The sequence below is a fragment of the Methylobacterium sp. BI1 genome (genome assembly GCF_056680125.1).
The window spans coordinates 41469-58507 of sequence record NZ_CM155267.1; the positions used below are offsets into that span (position 1 = coordinate 41469).

At 69.7% G+C, this 17039-nt stretch carries 16 protein-coding genes; 6 read left to right on the forward strand and 10 right to left on the reverse strand.

Annotated elements, in window-relative coordinates:
• Positions 1-4: 4 nt before the first annotated feature.
• Positions 5-1861: an ABC transporter ATP-binding protein gene (locus tag AC1MGR_RS00180; RefSeq protein ID WP_480233294.1), complete on the reverse strand. Its 1857-nt coding sequence runs from the start codon at positions 1859-1861 to the stop codon at positions 5-7.
• A 190-nt stretch (positions 1862-2051) separates the two neighbouring features.
• On the opposite strand from AC1MGR_RS00180, the gene AC1MGR_RS00185 reads away from it, so the two are divergent.
• Both AC1MGR_RS00185 and AC1MGR_RS00190 read left to right on the forward strand, forming a co-directional pair.
• Positions 2052-2714, forward strand: coding sequence for a helix-hairpin-helix domain-containing protein (locus AC1MGR_RS00185; protein ID WP_480233295.1), 663 nt, complete (start codon positions 2052-2054; stop codon positions 2712-2714).
• Between the two features lie 89 nt (positions 2715-2803).
• Positions 2804-3019 carry a hypothetical protein gene (locus AC1MGR_RS00190; RefSeq protein WP_055945841.1) on the forward strand — a complete coding sequence of 72 codons (216 nt, stop codon included), beginning with the start codon at positions 2804-2806 and terminating at the stop codon, positions 3017-3019.
• A 43-nt stretch (positions 3020-3062) separates the two neighbouring features.
• Here AC1MGR_RS00190 and AC1MGR_RS00195 read toward each other — a convergent pair whose 3' ends face one another.
• The 3 genes from AC1MGR_RS00195 to AC1MGR_RS00205 all read right to left on the reverse strand — a co-directional run bounded on the left by AC1MGR_RS00195 (position 3063) and on the right by AC1MGR_RS00205 (position 7158).
• The gene (locus AC1MGR_RS00195; protein ID WP_480233296.1) at positions 3063-3671 is read right to left on the reverse strand and encodes an N-acetyltransferase family protein; all 609 of its coding nucleotides are present in this window, start codon (positions 3669-3671) and stop codon (positions 3063-3065) included.
• On the reverse strand, positions 3671-6013 hold the full coding sequence (locus AC1MGR_RS00200) for an Orn/Lys/Arg family decarboxylase (RefSeq protein WP_108037664.1): 2343 nt from the start codon (positions 6011-6013) through the stop codon (positions 3671-3673). The genes AC1MGR_RS00195 and AC1MGR_RS00200 overlap by 1 nt, the downstream gene beginning before the upstream one ends.
• A 125-nt stretch (positions 6014-6138) precedes the next feature.
• A complete protein-coding gene (locus tag AC1MGR_RS00205; protein WP_480233297.1) occupies positions 6139-7158 on the reverse strand; it encodes a CorA family divalent cation transporter in 1020 nt (339 codons plus the stop codon).
• 203 nt (positions 7159-7361) lie between these two features.
• Between AC1MGR_RS00205 and AC1MGR_RS00210 the strand changes: the two genes are divergently transcribed.
• Positions 7362-8612, forward strand: a complete 1251-nt coding sequence (locus AC1MGR_RS00210; protein WP_480233298.1) for a NupC/NupG family nucleoside CNT transporter — start codon at positions 7362-7364, stop codon at positions 8610-8612.
• 33 nt (positions 8613-8645) lie between these two features.
• On the opposite strand, the gene minE is transcribed toward AC1MGR_RS00210, so the two are convergent.
• The 6 genes from minE to dctP form a co-directional block, all read right to left on the reverse strand.
• Positions 8646-8945, reverse strand: a complete 300-nt coding sequence (gene minE, locus AC1MGR_RS00215; protein ID WP_055945853.1) for a cell division topological specificity factor MinE — start codon at positions 8943-8945, stop codon at positions 8646-8648.
• A complete protein-coding gene (minD, locus tag AC1MGR_RS00220) occupies positions 8942-9757 on the reverse strand; it encodes a septum site-determining protein MinD (protein ID WP_108037654.1) in 816 nt (271 codons plus the stop codon). Before minD ends, minE begins: the two co-directional genes overlap by 4 nt.
• A gap of 13 nt (positions 9758-9770) precedes the next feature.
• A complete protein-coding gene (minC, locus tag AC1MGR_RS00225; protein WP_108037652.1) occupies positions 9771-10484 on the reverse strand; it encodes a septum site-determining protein MinC in 714 nt (237 codons plus the stop codon).
• A gap of 231 nt (positions 10485-10715) precedes the next feature.
• Positions 10716-12068, reverse strand: coding sequence for a TRAP transporter large permease (locus AC1MGR_RS00230; RefSeq protein WP_108037650.1), 1353 nt, complete (start codon positions 12066-12068; stop codon positions 10716-10718).
• Positions 12065-12793 carry a TRAP transporter small permease gene (locus AC1MGR_RS00235; protein WP_108037648.1) on the reverse strand — a complete coding sequence of 243 codons (729 nt, stop codon included), beginning with the start codon at positions 12791-12793 and terminating at the stop codon, positions 12065-12067. The genes AC1MGR_RS00230 and AC1MGR_RS00235 overlap by 4 nt, the downstream gene beginning before the upstream one ends.
• A complete protein-coding gene (gene dctP, locus AC1MGR_RS00240; protein ID WP_108037647.1) occupies positions 12790-13809 on the reverse strand; it encodes a TRAP transporter substrate-binding protein DctP in 1020 nt (339 codons plus the stop codon). The genes AC1MGR_RS00235 and dctP overlap by 4 nt, the downstream gene beginning before the upstream one ends.
• 180 nt (positions 13810-13989) lie before the next feature.
• On the opposite strand from dctP, the gene AC1MGR_RS00245 reads away from it, so the two are divergent.
• The 3 genes from AC1MGR_RS00245 to AC1MGR_RS00255 all read left to right on the forward strand — a co-directional run bounded on the left by AC1MGR_RS00245 (position 13990) and on the right by AC1MGR_RS00255 (position 17023).
• A complete protein-coding gene (locus AC1MGR_RS00245; protein ID WP_480233299.1) occupies positions 13990-14646 on the forward strand; it encodes a GntR family transcriptional regulator in 657 nt (218 codons plus the stop codon).
• A 142-nt stretch (positions 14647-14788) separates the two neighbouring features.
• Positions 14789-16465 (forward strand): methyl-accepting chemotaxis protein, encoded by a 1677-nt coding sequence (locus AC1MGR_RS00250; protein ID WP_480233300.1) that lies wholly within the window; start codon positions 14789-14791, stop codon positions 16463-16465.
• Between the two features lie 120 nt (positions 16466-16585).
• Complete coding sequence (locus AC1MGR_RS00255; RefSeq protein WP_480233301.1) at positions 16586-17023, forward strand: YybH family protein; 438 nt, start codon at positions 16586-16588, stop codon at positions 17021-17023.
• The last annotated feature ends 16 nt before the right edge of the window (positions 17024-17039 follow it).

Here is a 17039-nt window from a genome sequence, read left to right on the forward strand (position 1 = left end):
CGGCTCAGCGGTAGCCGGCCGCCTGAAGCTCGAACAGCTCGGCGTAGCGTCCGCCCAGCGCCTGCAGCTCCGCGTGGCTGCCCGATTCGATGACCCGCCCGCCGGCCAGCACCAGGATGCGGTCCGCCATGCGCACGGTGGAGAAGCGATGGGAGATCAGCACCGCCGTACGCCCGTGGCTCAATTCGCGGAAGCGCTCGAAGACCTCGAACTCGGCCCGGGCATCGAGGGCGGCGGTGGGCTCGTCGAGGATCAGGATCTCGGCCTCGCGCATGTAGGCGCGGGCGATGGCGATCTTCTGCCACTCGCCCCCCGAGAGATCGACGCCCTCGGCGAAGCGCTTGCCCAGCGGCTGGTCGTACTGGAGCGGCAGCCGGCCGATGACCCCGTCGGCGAGGCTGCGCCCGGCCGCCCGGGCGACCCGGCCGGTGTCGTCGCGCGCCTCGATCCGGCCCACGGCCACGTTCTCGCGGGCGGTGAAACTGAAGCGCACGAAATCCTGGAAGATCACGCCGATGCGGCCGCGCAGGTCGTCGAGGTCGTAGGCGGAGAGGGGCCGACCGTCGAGGAGCACGCGGCCCTCCGTCGGGTCGTAGAGGCGGGTGAGCAGCTTGACGATGGTGGTCTTGCCGGCGCCGTTCTCGCCCACCAGGGCCAGCACCTCTCCGGCCGCGAGGTGGAAGCTGAGGTCGCGCACAGCCCAGGTCTCGGTGCCGGGGTAGCGGAATCCCACCGCCTCGAAGACGATCCCGCTCCGGATCGGACGCGGCAGCGGCTCCGGGTTCGCGGGCGAGCGGATCGCCGGCACCACGGCGAAGAACGAGAACAGGTCGTCGAGATACTGGGCCTGCGAGGCGATCTGCGAGAAGCCGAGGAGCAGCCCCTCGATCAGGCCGCGCAGGCGCTGGAAGGAGCCCGCCAGGAAGGCGAGGTCGCCGATGGAGAACTGGCCGGCGGCCGTGCGCCAGACGATGGTGGCGTAGGCGAGATAATAGGCCAGCGTGCCCAGGGCCGCGAAGGCCCCGCCCCAGCCGGCACGACGCAGGGCCAGGGCGCGGTTGTCGGCCACGAGCTTGGATGCCAGCCCCCGGTAGCGCTCGGCGATGTAGCCGTTCAGCCCGAACAGCTTGACCTCCTTGGCGGATTCCACGCTCGCGCCGAGGAAGCGCAGGTAGTCGATCTCGCGCCGCTCGGGCGTCCGGGTCCAGGCCAGCCGGTAGCCCTCGCGGTTGAAGTAGGTCTCGTTGAGGAAGGCCGGCACCAGGGCGACCACGAGCAGCAGGATCAGCCAGGGTGCGAAGGCCACGAGCCCGAGGGCGAAGGCCACGAGGGTGATGAGATCCTGCCCCTGGCCGAAGAGCTGGAACAGGAGGTTCGAGCGGCCGGTGACCTGACGGCGGGCCCGCTCGAGTCGGTCCTGCTGCGCGCTGTCCTCGAACTGCTCGAGATCGAGCTTGGCGGCGTGCCGCATCAGCTTCAGGGTGGCGGCCGTGCCGTAGAGATCGGCCACGAGGCCGTCGACCAGGGTGCTGGCCCGCCCGAGCAGGTCCGCCAGGATGGCGAGGCCGAACTCCGCCGCCACCAGCACGGCGAGGTGCCGCAAGGCCGGATCGGACAGCCAGGCCTCGGGCCCGAGGCCGCCCGGATGGGGCCGGGCATGCTCGGCCACGATCGCGTCGAGGATGAGCTTGGCGAGGTAGAGCATCGCCACGGGCAGGCTCGCCCGCGCCAGGCGCAGGCCGAGGCTGACCACGAGCAGGCGGGGACTCGCGGCATAGACGAGGCGCGCCAGGGCCGGCAGGTGGCGCAGGGCGCCGAGGCGCGCGGAGAGGGCCGTCAGGGCGGAGAGGCGGTCGGGCATCGGCCGGGACCATGACCGGGCAGGCTCCCCCCGTCGATGCCGCAGACGCCGCACCCCCATCGCGCAGATGTCAGCGCAGGACCGGCCGAAGTCTTCAAGCTCTTGAGGACAGGCGTTTCACCGGCGAGACTTCACTTTATCGCCTATGTTAGGCGTTCATCCTCATCACAGGCGCGAGGCCGCCCTCACAATGCTCAGCGGTTCAGCGGTCCTGCGGGTCGGCATTCTCATCGTGGTGGCAGCCGTCCTGGCCGGGATCATCCAAATCCTGCGTCCGCATGACAGCGGAACATCCGAGGCGCCCATCACCCGGACGACCCCGGAAACCGGGGCCGCCGGAACCCAGGCGGCGGTGCCGCCGGCCGCGACACGGCCCGTCTCCCCCGTGGCGCCGGCGCCCCTGCCGCAAGTCGCTCCGCCGCCCGCCCCGGCACCACAGGCCGCGATGCCGCCGACGACCGCACCGGCACCGACTGCGCCCTTGCCGGCCCCCTCGCCGGCCCCATCGCTTGCGCCGAATGCAGCCACGCCCACCTCTCCGCCGCCGCGCACCCCGGTGCCGAGCCTCCCGGCGCCCGATCCGGACCTCGGGACCGCCGCCCGCCCGACGTCCCCGTCGGCCGGCGAGGAGGCCATCGACAACGCCGCCGAGACGGCCGGACCGCGCGGCATCGCGATCGTCGACCTCAACACCGGAACGGTCGCCGAACTGAACGGGCTGCGGGGCGGCGGCATGATCGGGCGCGCCATCGTGCAGAAGCGCCCCTACGCCTCCGTCGGCGAGCTCCTGTCGAAGCGCGTTCTCAGTCGTGCGGTCTACGAGCGGATCAAGGATCAGGTCACGGTGCGCTGAGGCCCGTTTCGGGTAGCGCGCCGCGCGCCGGCTGCCTAAGATGCGGCTCCAGGAAGCCGGAAAGTCGCTTCGATCAGCAGGGACGAGCCATGTTTGCGCAAGCCGGGGGCGTTACCTTTCGCGAGGATCTCGGCGTCGAGGAGACCACCGAGACCGACAACATCGTTCGGTGGGACGGCGAGAAGCTCTACGTGGAGCACGACATCTATCACAACGGCCAGCTGGTCCACCGCAAGTACCGCAAGAACGTCAGCGAGGCCGTGGCCCGGGCGCTGCAGGCGCTGATCAACCGCGCGCAGCAATAGGCAGCCCCGTTCCTGCGCGGGCGCCCCCGGCGCCCCTCCCTCGCTACTTCCCGATCCAGTCGTGCCCTGCCACCACCGCCTCCACGGTGCGGGTCCAGGTGCCGGGCTGGTCCGTGGCCCCGGACCCGAGGGCGCGCTGGACCATGACGCTGTCGCTCCAGCGTCCGTACTTGTAGCCCACCGCCGGCAGCAGGCCGACGCGGACGAAGCCGCAGGCCTCGTGGAGGCGCAGGGACGCCTCGTTCTGCGCGTCGATGTAACCGATCATCTGGCGGTAGCCGCCCGCCGCGCAGGCTTCGATCAGCGCCGGCAGCAGGCGCCGGCCGATCCCGGCGTTCAGATGCTCGTGATGCACGTAGATCGAGTGCTTCAGAGTGTAGCGGTAGGCGGGACGCTTGCGGAACGGCACCGCGTAGGCGTAGCCCGCCACGATGCCGTCGCGGTCGGCCACCAGGTGCGGCAGGCGCTTCTTGCGCATGGCTTTCCGGCGCCGCTTCAGGTCGTCGGGATGGAGCGGATCCGCCTCGAAATCCCCGACATCGCCGACGCCGCGCCGGATGTGGTGGGCGTAGATGTCCACCATGTCCGGCACGTCGGCATCCGACGAGGGCCGGATGACGAGGTCGGGGTCGCTCTCGGCCGCGCCCGCCATCAGCGCCCCTCGCGCATGACATAGGTGTAGAACCGGATCGTCCCGTCCGGATCGACGTCGCGGAACACGCCCTGGATCTCGGCCTCGAAGCCCGGGAACAGGTTCGCGGAGCGCTCGAACATCTTGAAGTAGTCCAGCATGGGTTTGGCCCGCTCGTCCAATCGCTCGCCGGGAAGCACCGTGCCGATGCCCGGCGGGTAGACCAGAAGCAAGGTCGTCGCCACGCGCCCCTCGGCCTCGGCGATCGGCACGTAATCGACGTTGTTGCGGGTGAGCTGCTGCACCGCCTCCTTGGGCGTCATCACCATCTCGGGCAGGTGTCCCGGCTCGAACTGCTTGCGCTGGAGCGTGCTGGTGCCGTGCTCGCGGTGGAAGGCGTGGAAGTCGGCGCAGAGGTCGCGCAGGCGCACGCCCTTGTAGCGATTGGGCCGGCGCCGCACGAATTCGGGCATCGCCTCCTCGAGGGGCACGTTGTCGTCGTGCAGGCGCTTGAAGGCCACGAGGCCGGAGATCAGTGTGCCGGCCTTGGATGATTCGACGCCCGGCGTCAGCAGGAAGAGGAGCGAGTTGAGGTCGTTCTTCTCCGGCACGATGCGGTTTTCACGAAGGTACTGCGCCACGATGGGGGCCGGCACGCCGTGCTCGGCATACTCGCCCGTGTGTCGGTTGAAGCCGGGGGTGAGCACCGTGAGCTTGTTGGGGTCGGTCATGGCGTAGTCGGGCGCCACGTGGGTGAAGCCGTGCCAGTCGGCCCCCGGGGTCAGCTCCCAGTACTTCGCGCTGCCGGCGAGCTCGTCGGTGGAGAGGCTCTCCCACGGCACCTTGCCGTCCGGCCCCTTGACCGTGTCCGGCACAAAGGGGTCGAAGAACCAGCGCCGCAGGGGATCGCCCTCCTTCTCCTCGAACTCGCGGCGGATGGCGCGGACCTTCTTGCGCCACTCGATGCCAAGGCGGATCGTGTCGTCCCACAGGACGACGCCGGAGCGGCCCTTCATCATCTGCGCGCCGACGTCGAGCGAGGCGAACAGGGGGTAGAACGGCGAGGTCGAGGCGTGGACCAGGAAGGTCTCGTTGAAGCGCCGGTGCTCGATGCGCCGGGTCTGGCCGCGGATGTGGCTGTCCTTGGTGTGGATCTGCGAAGCCTGGGAGAAGCTCGCCAGCTGCTTGTGGGTCGACTGGGTGGCGATGATGCCCGGCGAGGTCTCGTCGAGACCCTTCAGCCCCATGGCGAAGCGGCCGGCGAAGAGCGGGTGGAACTTCATGAAGCCCGCCCAGGCTTCGTCGAAGAGGATGTAGTCGCAGAGATGCCCGATCTTATCGAGGATCATCTGCGCGTTGTAGATCGTGCCGTCGTAGGTGCACTGCTCGACCACCGCGACGCGGAAGGGCCGCTCGCGCCGCCAGGCCTCCTTGTCGGTGATCAGCGGGTTGGTGCGGATCTTCTCGCGGATGGTCTTCTCGTCCAGGGCCTCGTGGTACATCGGCCCGATCAGCCCGTAGGCGTTGCGGTCGGTCTCGAGGAAGACGGGGATCGCGCCCCCGAGGAACAGCGCGCCGTGATGCGCGGCCTTGTGGTTGTTGCGGTCGAACAGCACGAGGTCGCCCTCGGCGACCAGGGCCGAGAGCACGATCTTGTTGGAGGCCGAGGTTCCGTTGAGGACGAAGTAGGTCTTCTCCGCCCCGAAGATGACGGCCGCCTCCTTCTGCGCTTTCAGGGCCGGCCCCTCGTGGACGAGGAGGTCGCCGAGATCGAGCACCGAGTTGTCGAGGTCGTCACGGAACACCGCCTCGCCCAGGTGCTCGACGAAGATCCGCCCGATCGGCGAACGGTTGTAGAAGATGCCGCCGTTGTGGCCCGGGCAGGTCCAGAGCTGGTTGCCCTGCTCGGCATAGTCGACCAGCGCGCCGAAGAACGGCGTCTTCAGGGTCTCGGCATATTGCTTCACCCGGCTGACCAGGCCGCGGGCGATGTAGTCCGGGGTCTCCTCGGCGAGGAAGATGTAGCCGTCGATGAAGTCCAGCACCTCGACGGGGATGTCCTCCAGGCGCTTGCGGCGGACCATGATGACGATGGGCATCTCCAGCCCGCGCTTGCGCATCAGGTTGATCAGCGCCGCCGCCTTGCCGTCGAGGCCGCGCTTGCCCCAGTCCACCACCATGCAGCCGATGGCCGAATCGGTCTGGACCGCGATGGCCGCATCCTCGACGCGGCGGGCCCGCACCACCTCGAAGCCGAGCTTCTCCACGGAACCGATGATCTGCTGGACGCGCACGCCCTCGAGATCGTCCGGATCGAAGTTCGGCGCGCACATCAGGACGGTGAAGCGGCGAAAGAAGTCCATGCGGAAAAGGCTCCCAGAGGCGTTTGGCGCACCGTTCGCGACGGGACGTGACGCTTCGATGACGAACTTGCGGCGGTCGCGGTGTTTTCAGGCTCCCCGCGCCGCGACAGAGAGCCGGCTTACGATCAGCCGCGCCGTTTGACGAGCCCGAGACGCCGGATCACGCCGTAGACCGCCAGGGCGGCGACCGCGCAGATCACCAGGGCGAGGAGCGAGCCGTTCTCGAACTCGCCGAGGAACAGCCCCTTGGTGTTCATGCCGAACACGCCGGTGACCAGGGTGGGCGGCAGGAACAGCGCGGTGAGGATCGACAGGGTGAAGAGCTGGCGGTTGGTCTCGGCCGCCGTGCGCCCGGCGATCTCGTCCTGCAGCAGGCGGCTGCGCTCGGACAGGACCAGCATGTCGCGGTGGAGCGAGTCGAGGCGCTGGACCACCCGGGCGGCCATGCTCACCACCGCCTCGGGCAGGGCGTCGTCCTCCTCCTCGGTCTCGGCCTCAAGGCGGTGGAAGACCGCGCTCAGGCCCGCGAGCTGGCGGTGCTGGCGCACGGCCTGCCGGCGGATCGGAGCCAGGGGCCGGGGATCGTCGGGCTGATCCTCGTCGAGCATGCGGTCCTCGATGGCGTCGAGGGCGTCGGAGAAGCGCCGGGCCGAGGCGTCGAGGGAGGCGGCGACTCCCGTGACGAAGATCTCGAGGAGGCCGGCCGGCGCCGTCACCCGGCGCCCGGCCAGCACCGCGTCGCGGGCGGCCTCGGCGGCGGCGGTGGCGTGCCGGCGTCCGCTCACGAGGAGATGCGCGCCGAGGACACAGTGGAGGCGCCCGGCGGGCTCGTCCTCGATCCGGCCGCCGAACTCCCGGGCCCGGTCGGCGATCACGAGGCCGAGATCGGTGCCCTCGATCACCACGCGCTGGTGACCGTCCCGGGCGAAGGTGGCGGCGGCGAGCGCGGGTGGCCCGAAGCGCCCGGCAGCGATCAGTCCGTCGAGGCGGGCATCGACGAGATCGAGGTGCAGCCACAGGAACCCCTCGGCGACGGGCTCTGGCAGACCGCCACCCTCCCACGGGCGCCCGCGCCCCTCTGCGTCGAACACCATCGCGAAGAGCAGGCACGGCAGGGCGGCGGTATCGGAGAGGAGGCGCGGCATGCGGGCAGCCCTGTTGCCGGCAAACCGCCGACGGTCGCGGCGCTGGATCGCAAGTGTGGGCGACAGTGTCGTGACGGTCGCCCACAGCAGGGAGCGAACCCCGGCCGCCCTGTCCCCGTGGAGCCGGTAGACAACGTCATATTGCCCGCGACAAACGCCGCGGCATCGGGCTTGCTCCGCTCGGGCGCAAAGAGCGGGGCGGCATGGTCGAGAAGTGTTTTCACGCGGGCGCGAGCCTCGCCCTGCTGCTGGCCGTCGCCGTGCTGTTCTCCACCAACCGGCGGGCGATCTCGCCCCGGGTGGTGCTCTCGGCCCTGGCGCTGCAGGTGGCGCTGGGAGCCCTGGTGCTGTTCATCCCGGCAGGCCGGACGGGCCTCGCGGCAGCGGCTTCCTTCGTCCAGACCGTGCTGAACTACGGCGACCGCGGCACCGCCTTCCTGTTCGGCGGCCTCGTCGAGCCGCGGATGTTCGAGCTGTTCGGCGGCAGCGGCTTCATCCTGGCCCTGCGCATCCTTCCGCAGATCCTCTACGTCTCGGCGCTGATCGCGGTGCTCTACCATTTCGGCGTGATGCAGGCGGCCGCACGCGGCATCGGCGCGGTGCTGCAGCGGGTGATCGGCACCTCGCGGATCGAGACCTTCTCGGCGGTGATCACCATCGCCATCGGCCAGAGCGAGATCGCCATCGCGCTGCGCCCGTTCCTGGCGGCGCTGACCTCGGCCGAGCTGTTCGCCGTGATGTCGAGCGGGGCCGCCTCCACGGCGGGCACGATCCTCGCGGGCTACGCGGCGCTGGGCGTGCCGATGGAATACCTCCTGGCGGCCAGCGCGATGGCGGTGCCGGGGGGGCTCCTCTACGCCAAGATCCTGGTGCCGACGACGGAGCCGAGCCGGGTCACCTCCACGCGGGTCACCTTCGCGGAGACGCGGGCGGTCAACGTCATCGAGGCGGCGGCCGACGGCACCCAGAAGGGGCTCGCCGTGGCGGTGTCGGTGGGGGCGATGCTGATCGCGTTCACGGGGCTGATCGCCCTGCTGAACGGATTCATGGGCTGGGCCGGAGGCCTCGCGGGCTATCCCGCCCTGAGCCTGGAAGGGCTCCTCGGGGCGGTGTTCGCGCCCCTGGCCTGGCTGATGGGCGTGCCCTGGGACCAGGCCGGCCTCGTCGGCGGGGCGCTCGGTCAGAAGATCGCCTTCAACGAGTTCCTGGCCTACGCGCAGCTCTCGCCGGTGCTGAAGGGCGGCACCCTCGATGCGCGGACGGCTGCGATCCTGTGCTTCGCGCTCTGCGGCTTCGCCAACCTGACCTCGGTGGCGATCCAGCTCGCGAGCCTCGCCAGCCTCGCGCCGGAGCGCAGGGCGGAGATCGCCCGGTTCGGCCTGCGCGCGATCCTGGCCGGCACCCTGTCCAACCTGACGAGCGCGACGCTCGCCGGGTTGTTCATCGGGGCCTGACGGCGATGCCGGCCGGGACGGGGGCGCGGAGGCTCATGCGGCGGCGAGCTTCGCCGCCTTGACCTTCGCGGGGCCGGCCTTGGTGACGGCCGTGAGCGGCAGCTCGATGTCGATGTCGAGGGTCGACATGTCCTGTCCGCGGTCGAGGCGGATCTGGACCTTGTCGCTGTTCACCTCGACGTGCTTGGCGATGACCGCGAGGATCTCCTCGCGCAGCACCATCACGAGATCGGAGCCGCCGACCCCCGCCCGTTCATGGGCGAGGATGAGCTGCAGGCGGTCGCGGGCGACCGGCGCCGAGCCGCGCCGGTTGAACATGTTGAGGAGGCTCATGCTGCCCTCCGGGTGAAGAGTTTGTCGAGGAAGGACTTCTTGTCGGTGGGGACCGACATCGGGACCGCATCGCCGTTGAGGCGGCGCACGGCGTCGGTGTAGGCGCGGGCCGGGGCGCAGAGCGGGTTGTTCAGGGTCACCGGGCAGCCGACGTTGGAGGCGCGCAGGACTTCCATGCTCTCCGGGATGATGGCGAGCAGCGGGATCGAGAGGATCTCGAGCACGTCCTCGATCTTCAGCATGTCGCCGCGATCGGCCCGGGCGGGGTCGTAGCGGGTGAGGATCAGGTGCTTGTCCATGGTCTCGCCGCGCTCGGCCTTGAGCGTCTTGGAGTCGAGCAGGCCGATGATGCGGTCGGAGTCGCGCACCGAGGAGACCTCGGGGTTGGTCACCACCACGGCGACGTCGGCGTGGCGCATGGCCAGCGTGGCGCCGCGCTCGATGCCGGCCGGCGAGTCGCAGATCACCCAGTCGAACTTCTCGCGCAGCTCGTCCATCACGCGGGCGACGCCCTCGTCGGTCAGCGCGTCCTTGTCGCGGGTCTGCGAGGCGGGCAGCAGGTGGAGCTTCTCCAGCCGCTTGTCGCGGATGAGGGCCTGGTTGAGCTTGGCGTCGCCGTTGACCACGTTGATGAGATCGTAGACGACGCGCCGCTCGGCGCCCATCACGAGATCGAGGTTGCGCAGGCCGACGTCGAAGTCGACCACCGCCACGCTCTTGCCGGCCTGCGCGAGCGCCGCGCCGAGGGCCGCCGTCGTCGTCGTCTTGCCGACGCCGCCCTTGCCTGATGTCACGACCAGAATTTTGGCCATATGAGCTGTCTCCTCAATCCAAGGATGCGAATTTGATGGCGCCGCCATCGAGCCAGATTTGCACGGCCTTGCCGCGCAGGTGGTTGCCCATCTCCTCGGCCGTGCGGACGAGGCGGTCGATGCCGAGAAGCTCGGGCTCGAACTTGCGGCAGCAGATGCGGGCGCGGGGGTTGCGGGCGGCGCCGGCGATGGCCCGGCCGCGCAGCGCGCCGTAGACGTGGATGGAGCCGCCGGCGAGGATCTCCGCGCCGGAAGAGACCGACCCCATGACGGTGACGTCACCGGTGGGGTGGACGATGGATTGCCCGGACCGGACCGACCCCTCGATGGTGAGGGACGTCGTGGCCGGCTCGGGCGGTGCCGGCGGCACCTCGGGCTCCGGCTCCGGCTGGGCCGGGATCTCGATCGTGCTCCAGGGCCGTCCCTGGACGAGGAGCGGCGGGCGCCCCGGTCCGAGGAGCGACACGTCCGTGCCCTCGATGCCGAGGATGCGGATCTGCCGGCTGCCGAGTTCGGCGAGCAGGCTGTCGAGGTCCGGCGCGGCGGGCGCCAGCGCCGCCACGTCGAGGATCAGGGCGCGCCCGTCGAACAGGGTCGGCGAGCGCTGGAGCGCCTCGTCCAGATCGGCGAACCAATCGGGAAGCGGAGTCTCCGGGGCCAGCACCAGGGACTTGAAGGCGCGGCCACGAAGCTGAACGGGTCTGCGGGGAGGGCTTGTGTCAGTCACGGGCTCTCGCGATTCCTTACCAGACCATTGATGCCCGGTATGGTTACCGCTTCGTTAACAACCCGTATTCAAAGGATTAAAGGCGCGCATTTTCCTCTGATCCGATGATCCAGGGACGCGGCGCGCGAAACACATCGGCCCCGGACGGTGCGCGCGACGGCTTGGGGCCGATCGCACGCCCCCTCCGGGGCCGGGTCCGTCGTCAGGTCGCCGCCCGCGCGGCGGTCGCCGTCACCGCGTGGTGGGCAGCAGCCAGTTCGGCAGCCACATGGCGATGCCGGGCACGAGGCAGAGGATCAGGATCGCCACCGCCATCAGGATCACGAAGGGCAGCGTGCCCCAGATGATGTCCTTCAGCGGGATGTCGGGGGCGATGTTCTTGATGACGAAGATGTTGAGGCCCACCGGCGGGTGGATCAGGCCCATCTCCATGGTGATGGTCATCACCACGCCGAACCAGACGAGGTCGAACCCGGCGGCCTTGAGCGGCGGCAGGATGATCGGCGCCGTCATCAGGATGATCGAGACCGGCGGCAGGAAGAAGCCGAGCAGGATCACCAGGCCCAGGATCGTCACCAGCAGCACCCAGGGGGAGAGCTGCATCGCCACGATCGCGGCCGCCGCCGACTGCGAGATGTGCAGGTAGCTCATCACGTAGGCGTAGAGGAGCGACATGCCGATGATCAGCATCAGCATGGTCGATTCCCGCAGGGTCGCGGTGAGGATCGGGCTGACGTCGCGGGGACGCCAGACGCCGTAGATGACGGCGATCAGGCCCAGCGCCAGGAGGCCGCCGAGACCGGCCGTCTCCGACGGGGTGGCGTAGCCGCCGTAGAGCGCCACCATCACGCCGGTGAGCAGGATCACGAAGGGCAGCACCCGCGGCAGCGTCGAGAAGCGCTGGCGCATGCTGTAGGTGTCCTCGGTCAGGATCGCCGAGGCGGTGCCGTTCCGCTCGTAGGCGACCTTCGCCGCCGCGTATTCGGCGCGGAAGCGGTAGACCGACCAGGCCGCGAACAGGCCGACGAGGAGCAGACCCGGTCCGATTCCGGCGAGGAACAGGCGTCCCAGCGACTGCTCGGCCGCCACCGCGTAGAGGATCATGGTGATCGAGGGCGGCAGCAGGATGCCGAGGGTGCCGCCCGCCGCGATGATGCCGGCGGCGAAGCCCGGCGAGTAGCCGCGCTTGCGCATCTCCGGGATGCCGGCCGAGCCGATGGCCGAGCAGGTGGCCGGGCTCGACCCCGCCATGGCGGCGAAGAGCGCGCAGGCGAAGACGTTGGCGATGCCGAGGCCGCCGGGGATGCGGTGCATCCAGGCGTGCATGGCCGAATAGAGGTCCTGGCCGGCCTTGGACCGCCCGATCGCCGCGCCCTTCAGGATGAAGAGCGGGATCGACAGCAGGGTGATCGAGGCCATCTCCTCGTAGACGTTCTGCGCCACCGTATCGAGGGAGGCGCCCGGCATGAAGACGTACATGAAGGCCAGGGCGACGAAGCCCAGGGCGAAGGCGATGGGGATGCCGGCGAGCATCGCGCTCAGGGTGGCCCCCGCATAGAGGAAGCCGATGGCCGCGACGCTCATGGATGCCTCCGGGTGACCTTCGTGTCCGGTACGGTGTTGGCGAGGGGGTCGCCGAGGGGCCGCGTGCCCGTCGGAGTGGCCCCGGGCGTGGCGCCGGAATGCCCCTGCGTGTCGCGGTTGAGATCGGCGCCGAGGCCGATCTTCGGGTTGGCCCAGCCGGCCTTCTCGGCGCCGTAGAGGATCTCCTCGGCGATCTGCAGGGCGAACTGGATGCCCAGCAGCGTCATGCCGATCGCCATCAGGATGTAGGGTATCCAGAGGGGCGGCCCCCAGCTCGACTGCGACACCTGTCCGTCGACCCAGGCCTCGTGGAGCAGGGTCCAGCTCTTCCAGGCGAAGAACGCCACGAAGACGAAACTGATCACGTCCGCCACCAGGAGACGGGCGCGGTTGACCCGCGGCGAGAGCAGGCCGGTCAGCGCCTCGATGGCCACGTGGCCGCGCTTGGACTGCACGGCGGCGGCCGAGAAGAAGGTGGCGCCGACGATGAGGAACACCGCCATCTCGTCCTGCCAGTCGGTGGGCTCGTGCAGGACGTAACGGATGACGACGCTGTAGCTGAGGACCAGGCAGGCGCAGACCAGGGCGATGCCGCCGAGCAGCATGATGACGTGATTGACCCCCTTCAGGGCCCGGTCGATGGTGCCGAGGAGCCCCGGAACCCGGGGCTCTACCGTGGTGTGCGTCTCGGCGGCGGCCGAAGCCGCGTCGAAGGCGTGGCTCACGACACCTGCTCCGCCAGCTTGAGAAGCTCGGCGCAACCGGCCGACTTGCCGGCGAAGTCCTTCCAGGCCGTGTCCCGGGCGATGTCGCGCCACTGGCCGAGGGTCTTCTCGTCGAGGTTCTGCACCTTGGCGCCGGCCTTGGTGAAGATCTCCTCGACCTTGGTGTCGTCCGCCTTGGCGCCGGCCTGCCCGAACGGCTCGAGCTCGGCACCGATGGTCATGATCAGGTCCTGCTGATCCTTGGGCAGACGCTCGAAGGCGAGCTTCGACATCATCAGCGGCTCGAGCATGAACCAGTAGGAGCGCTCGCGGCCCGAGGTCAGCGACTTGCCCAGCTCTTCCAAACGGAACGAGATCAGGCTGGTGGACGAGGTGATGACCGCGTCGCAGGCGCCCGTCTGCATTGCGGCGTAGGACTCGCTCGACGGGATCGACAGGGTGGCGGCGCCGGCCTGCTTCATCATCAGGTCCATCTCGCGGGACCCGCCCCGGACCTTGAGGCCCTTGGCGTCGGCCGGCGCGTAGAGGGGCCGCTCGCGGCTGGCGACGCCGCCGGCCTGCCAGACCCAGGAGACGAGGAGGATGCCCTTGGAATCGAGGATCTCGGTCAGCTTGCGGCCCACCGGCGCCTTCTTCCAGGCGATGGCCTGCTCATAGGAGCTCACCAGGGCCGGCATCAGGCCGATGTTCAGCTCCGGCACCTCGCCGCCGGCGTAGGGCGAGGGGTAGAGCGACAGGTCGAGGGCCCCCTTTCGCATGGCCGCGAACTGGGCGTTCGTCTTCATCAGGGACGAGCCGGGATAGACCTGCACCTCGAGGGCGCCCTTCGAGCGCTCGGCCAGGGCCATCGCGAACTTGCGGCACATGCGGTCGCGGAAGTCGCCCTCGTCGATGGTGCCGCCGGGGAACTGGTGCGAGAGCTTCAGGGTGGTGGCAGCCTGGGCCCGCGAGCCCAGGGACAGGATGGCGGGGGCGGCGAGGCCGCCAGCGACGAGGGCACGGCGTGTCAGCATCATGGCGTGTCTCTCCCTAGGCCGGGTCCCGGCCGCTCGTTTTGCAGCGCAGCATTTATACTGCACTGCGTCTTCGTTATACATGAAACGATGTCTTGTATATTTTGTCAACGCGATTGAATAATGGTGGACGCCTGATTTTTGCGAGTCGGCGGGATTAAAAACGGGCCGGGATCTCAGCGCATGAACCAATCGCGCCGCCTCAGGCAGACCATCGAGACCGAGATCGTGGACGGCCGCCTCGCCATCGGCGCCCGCCTCGACGAGACGGAGCTCGCCGAGCGCTTCGGCGTCTCGCGCACGCCCATCCGGGAGGCGCTGCTGCAGCTGGCGATGACCGGCCTCGTGGAGATCAAGCCCCGGCGCGGGGCCATCGTCAGCGCTCCCGACCCGCAACTCCTGATCGCGATGTTCGAGACCATGGCGGAGATCGAGGCCTCGTGCGGGCGGCTGGCGGCGCGCCGGCTCATTCCCGACGACGAGGCCGCCCTCAAGGCGGCCCTGGCAGCCTGCGCCGCCTCGGCCGCGGCCGGCGATCCCGAGACCTATTACGCCGAGAACTACATCTTCCACACCGTGGTGTACCGGGCCTGCCGGAATGGCTTCCTCGAGGAGCAGGCGCGCCAGTTGCACCGGCGGCTCGCACCGTTCCGCCGGCTGCAGCTTCGCGCTCGCAACCGCCTCAGCCAGTCCCTGGCCGAGCACGAGGCCATCGTGGCCGCCATCGTGTCGGGCGACGAGACCGCGGCCTCCGAGCGGCTGCGGGCGCACGTCATCGTCCAGGGCGACCGCTTCTCGGACCTCGTGGCCGGCCTGCGCTCGATCAATGCGGCGGCCTGACCGCCGCTGGAAAACCCGTTTTGATTGGTATTATTTTCAGATAACAACCTAGAGGTGTTGTCTTGCGAAGATCAAGTCTATCTTAAGATAAGTCCGCTAATCGAGAGAGGCTCTTTCCCGCCACGCGGTCCCTGGTTTTCCCATGCGCCTCTCTCTCAAGTCGACACTGATCGGCCTATTCGGTCTATTGGCGCTCATCACCACCGGGCAGGGTCTCGTTTCCCTGGCGAAGATGGATGCCATCGGCGACCGCATCACGGTTCTGTCCGACAACGCTCTCCCTTCCGTCGATGCCGCCCACGCCATGAACGCCCTGGTGATGCGGATCCGGCTCTGGCAGTTCCGGTACGTCATCGCCGACACCACCGAGGAGCGCACCAACAGCGTCGCCCAGGCGGCGACCCTGGCGACGGAGCTGGAGACCCGGCGCGCGGCCTACGCGACCCTGGTGAATTCCCCCGCCGAGGGCGCCCTCTACGACGAGGTGAGCGCCAAGCTCGCCCAGATGGGCCAGGACTGGACCCAGCTCCGGGCCATCGACCCGTCCCGGCGCGACGAGGTCCTGACCCTGTTCCGGGGATCGATGAACGCCAACTACCTCGCCACCAGCGCCAGCATGCGCAAGCTCGTGGCGCTCAACGGCGAGGCTGGCGAGGCCGCCAAGGCGGCGGCGCGCGCGGAGCATGCGAGCGCCGTGCGGACCACCCAGATCATGCTCGGGCTCTCCGTCCTGATGGCACTGGGCGCCATGGCCTACACGATCCGCGGCGTCACCCGGCCCTTGGGCGCGATGACGGCGGCCATGCGGCGCGTGGCCGACGGCGAGGCCGGGACCGAGATCCCGAGCGTCGGCCGCCAGGACGAGATCGGCGCCATGGCCGACACCCTCGAGACCTTCCGGGCCAACCTCCTGCGCAGCCGCGCCCTGGAGGAGGAAACCCGCCTCGCCCGCGCCGGCGCCGAGGCGCAGCGCAAGGCCGCGATGCGCGAGATGGCGGACGGGTTCGAGGGTGCCGTCGGCGGCATCCTCGACCGGGTGACCGCGGCGGCGGGCCAGCTGCGCGGCACGGCCCAGAGCATGGCGACCACCGCCTCCGAGACGGCCCAGCAATCCAGCACGGTCGCGGCGGCGGCGGATCAGGCAGCCTCCAATGTCGGCATGGTGGCGGCGGCGGCCGAGGAACTCGGGGCCTCGGTCCAGGAGATCGGGCGCCAGGTCGACGGCTCCACGGAACTCGCCCAGCGGGCGGTGGACGAGGCGGCCCGGACCGCGTCGCAGGTCCAGGAACTCAGCGCCGCCGCCGCGCGGATCGGCGACGTCGTCGCCATGATCTCGACCATCGCGGGACAGACCAACCTGCTGGCCCTCAACGCCACCATCGAGGCGGCGCGGGCCGGCGAGGCGGGCCGCGGCTTCGCCGTGGTCGCCGCCGAGGTCAAGGAACTCGCCAACCAGACCGCCCGGGCCACCGAGGAGATCAGCGGCCAGATCGGGCGGATCCAGGGCTCCACCGGCCAGGCCGTGACCGCCATCGAGGGCATCAGCGGCCGTATCCGCGAGATCAGCCACGTGGCGACGTCGATCGCCGCGGCGGTGGAGGAGCAGGGGGCGGCCACCCAGGAGATCGTGCGCAACGTCGGCGAGGCCGCCACCGGCACCGGCGAGGTCACCACCAACATCGCCGGGGTCGCGGGAGCGGCCGAGGCGACGGGGGCGGCCGCGTCCCAGGTCCTGGCCTCGGCCTCCGAGCTCTCGCACGAAGCCGAGCACTTGGCGCAGGAACTGGCGCGCTTCCTCGGCACCGTGCGGGCGGCCTGACCCGCAGCCGCCACGCCGAGACCGGCGCGGCGTTTTCCGAAGGCCTTTACTTGCGAGCATTTGAATCGCCAAATAACCCCTCGCGAGTCGCGTCGACCTGATCTCGCGGGGGAGGCATCAATGCTGACAACCGGAAATTGTCGCGGTGTCGTTCTGGCCGCGTGCCTGGTCCTTTCTCCATCCGCCCGTGCCGATACGGCGACCGCCGCCGGCCGCAATGCCGCGGAGACCTGGGACAAGACCTACAACAGCGGCGACATGGATACCCTGGGAACCCTCTACGCCCCGGACGCGCAGGTGATTCCGAAGGGCGCGGCGATCTCGGGACGGGGCGAGATCAAGACGTTCTTCTCCGGCCTGAAGGCGAAGGGTTTCGACGACCACAAGATCACCGTCCAGTCGGCCCGGGAGCGGGGTGACGTCCTGGTGCTGTCCGGGCGCTGGGAGATGAACGGTCCCGGCGACGGTGGTGCCAGGAAGAAGTTCGAGGGCAACTGGGTCAACGTCCTGGAGCGCGCGCCCGAGGGCTGGCGCACCGTGCTGCACACCTGGAACTAGGGCGCTTCACCCTGTC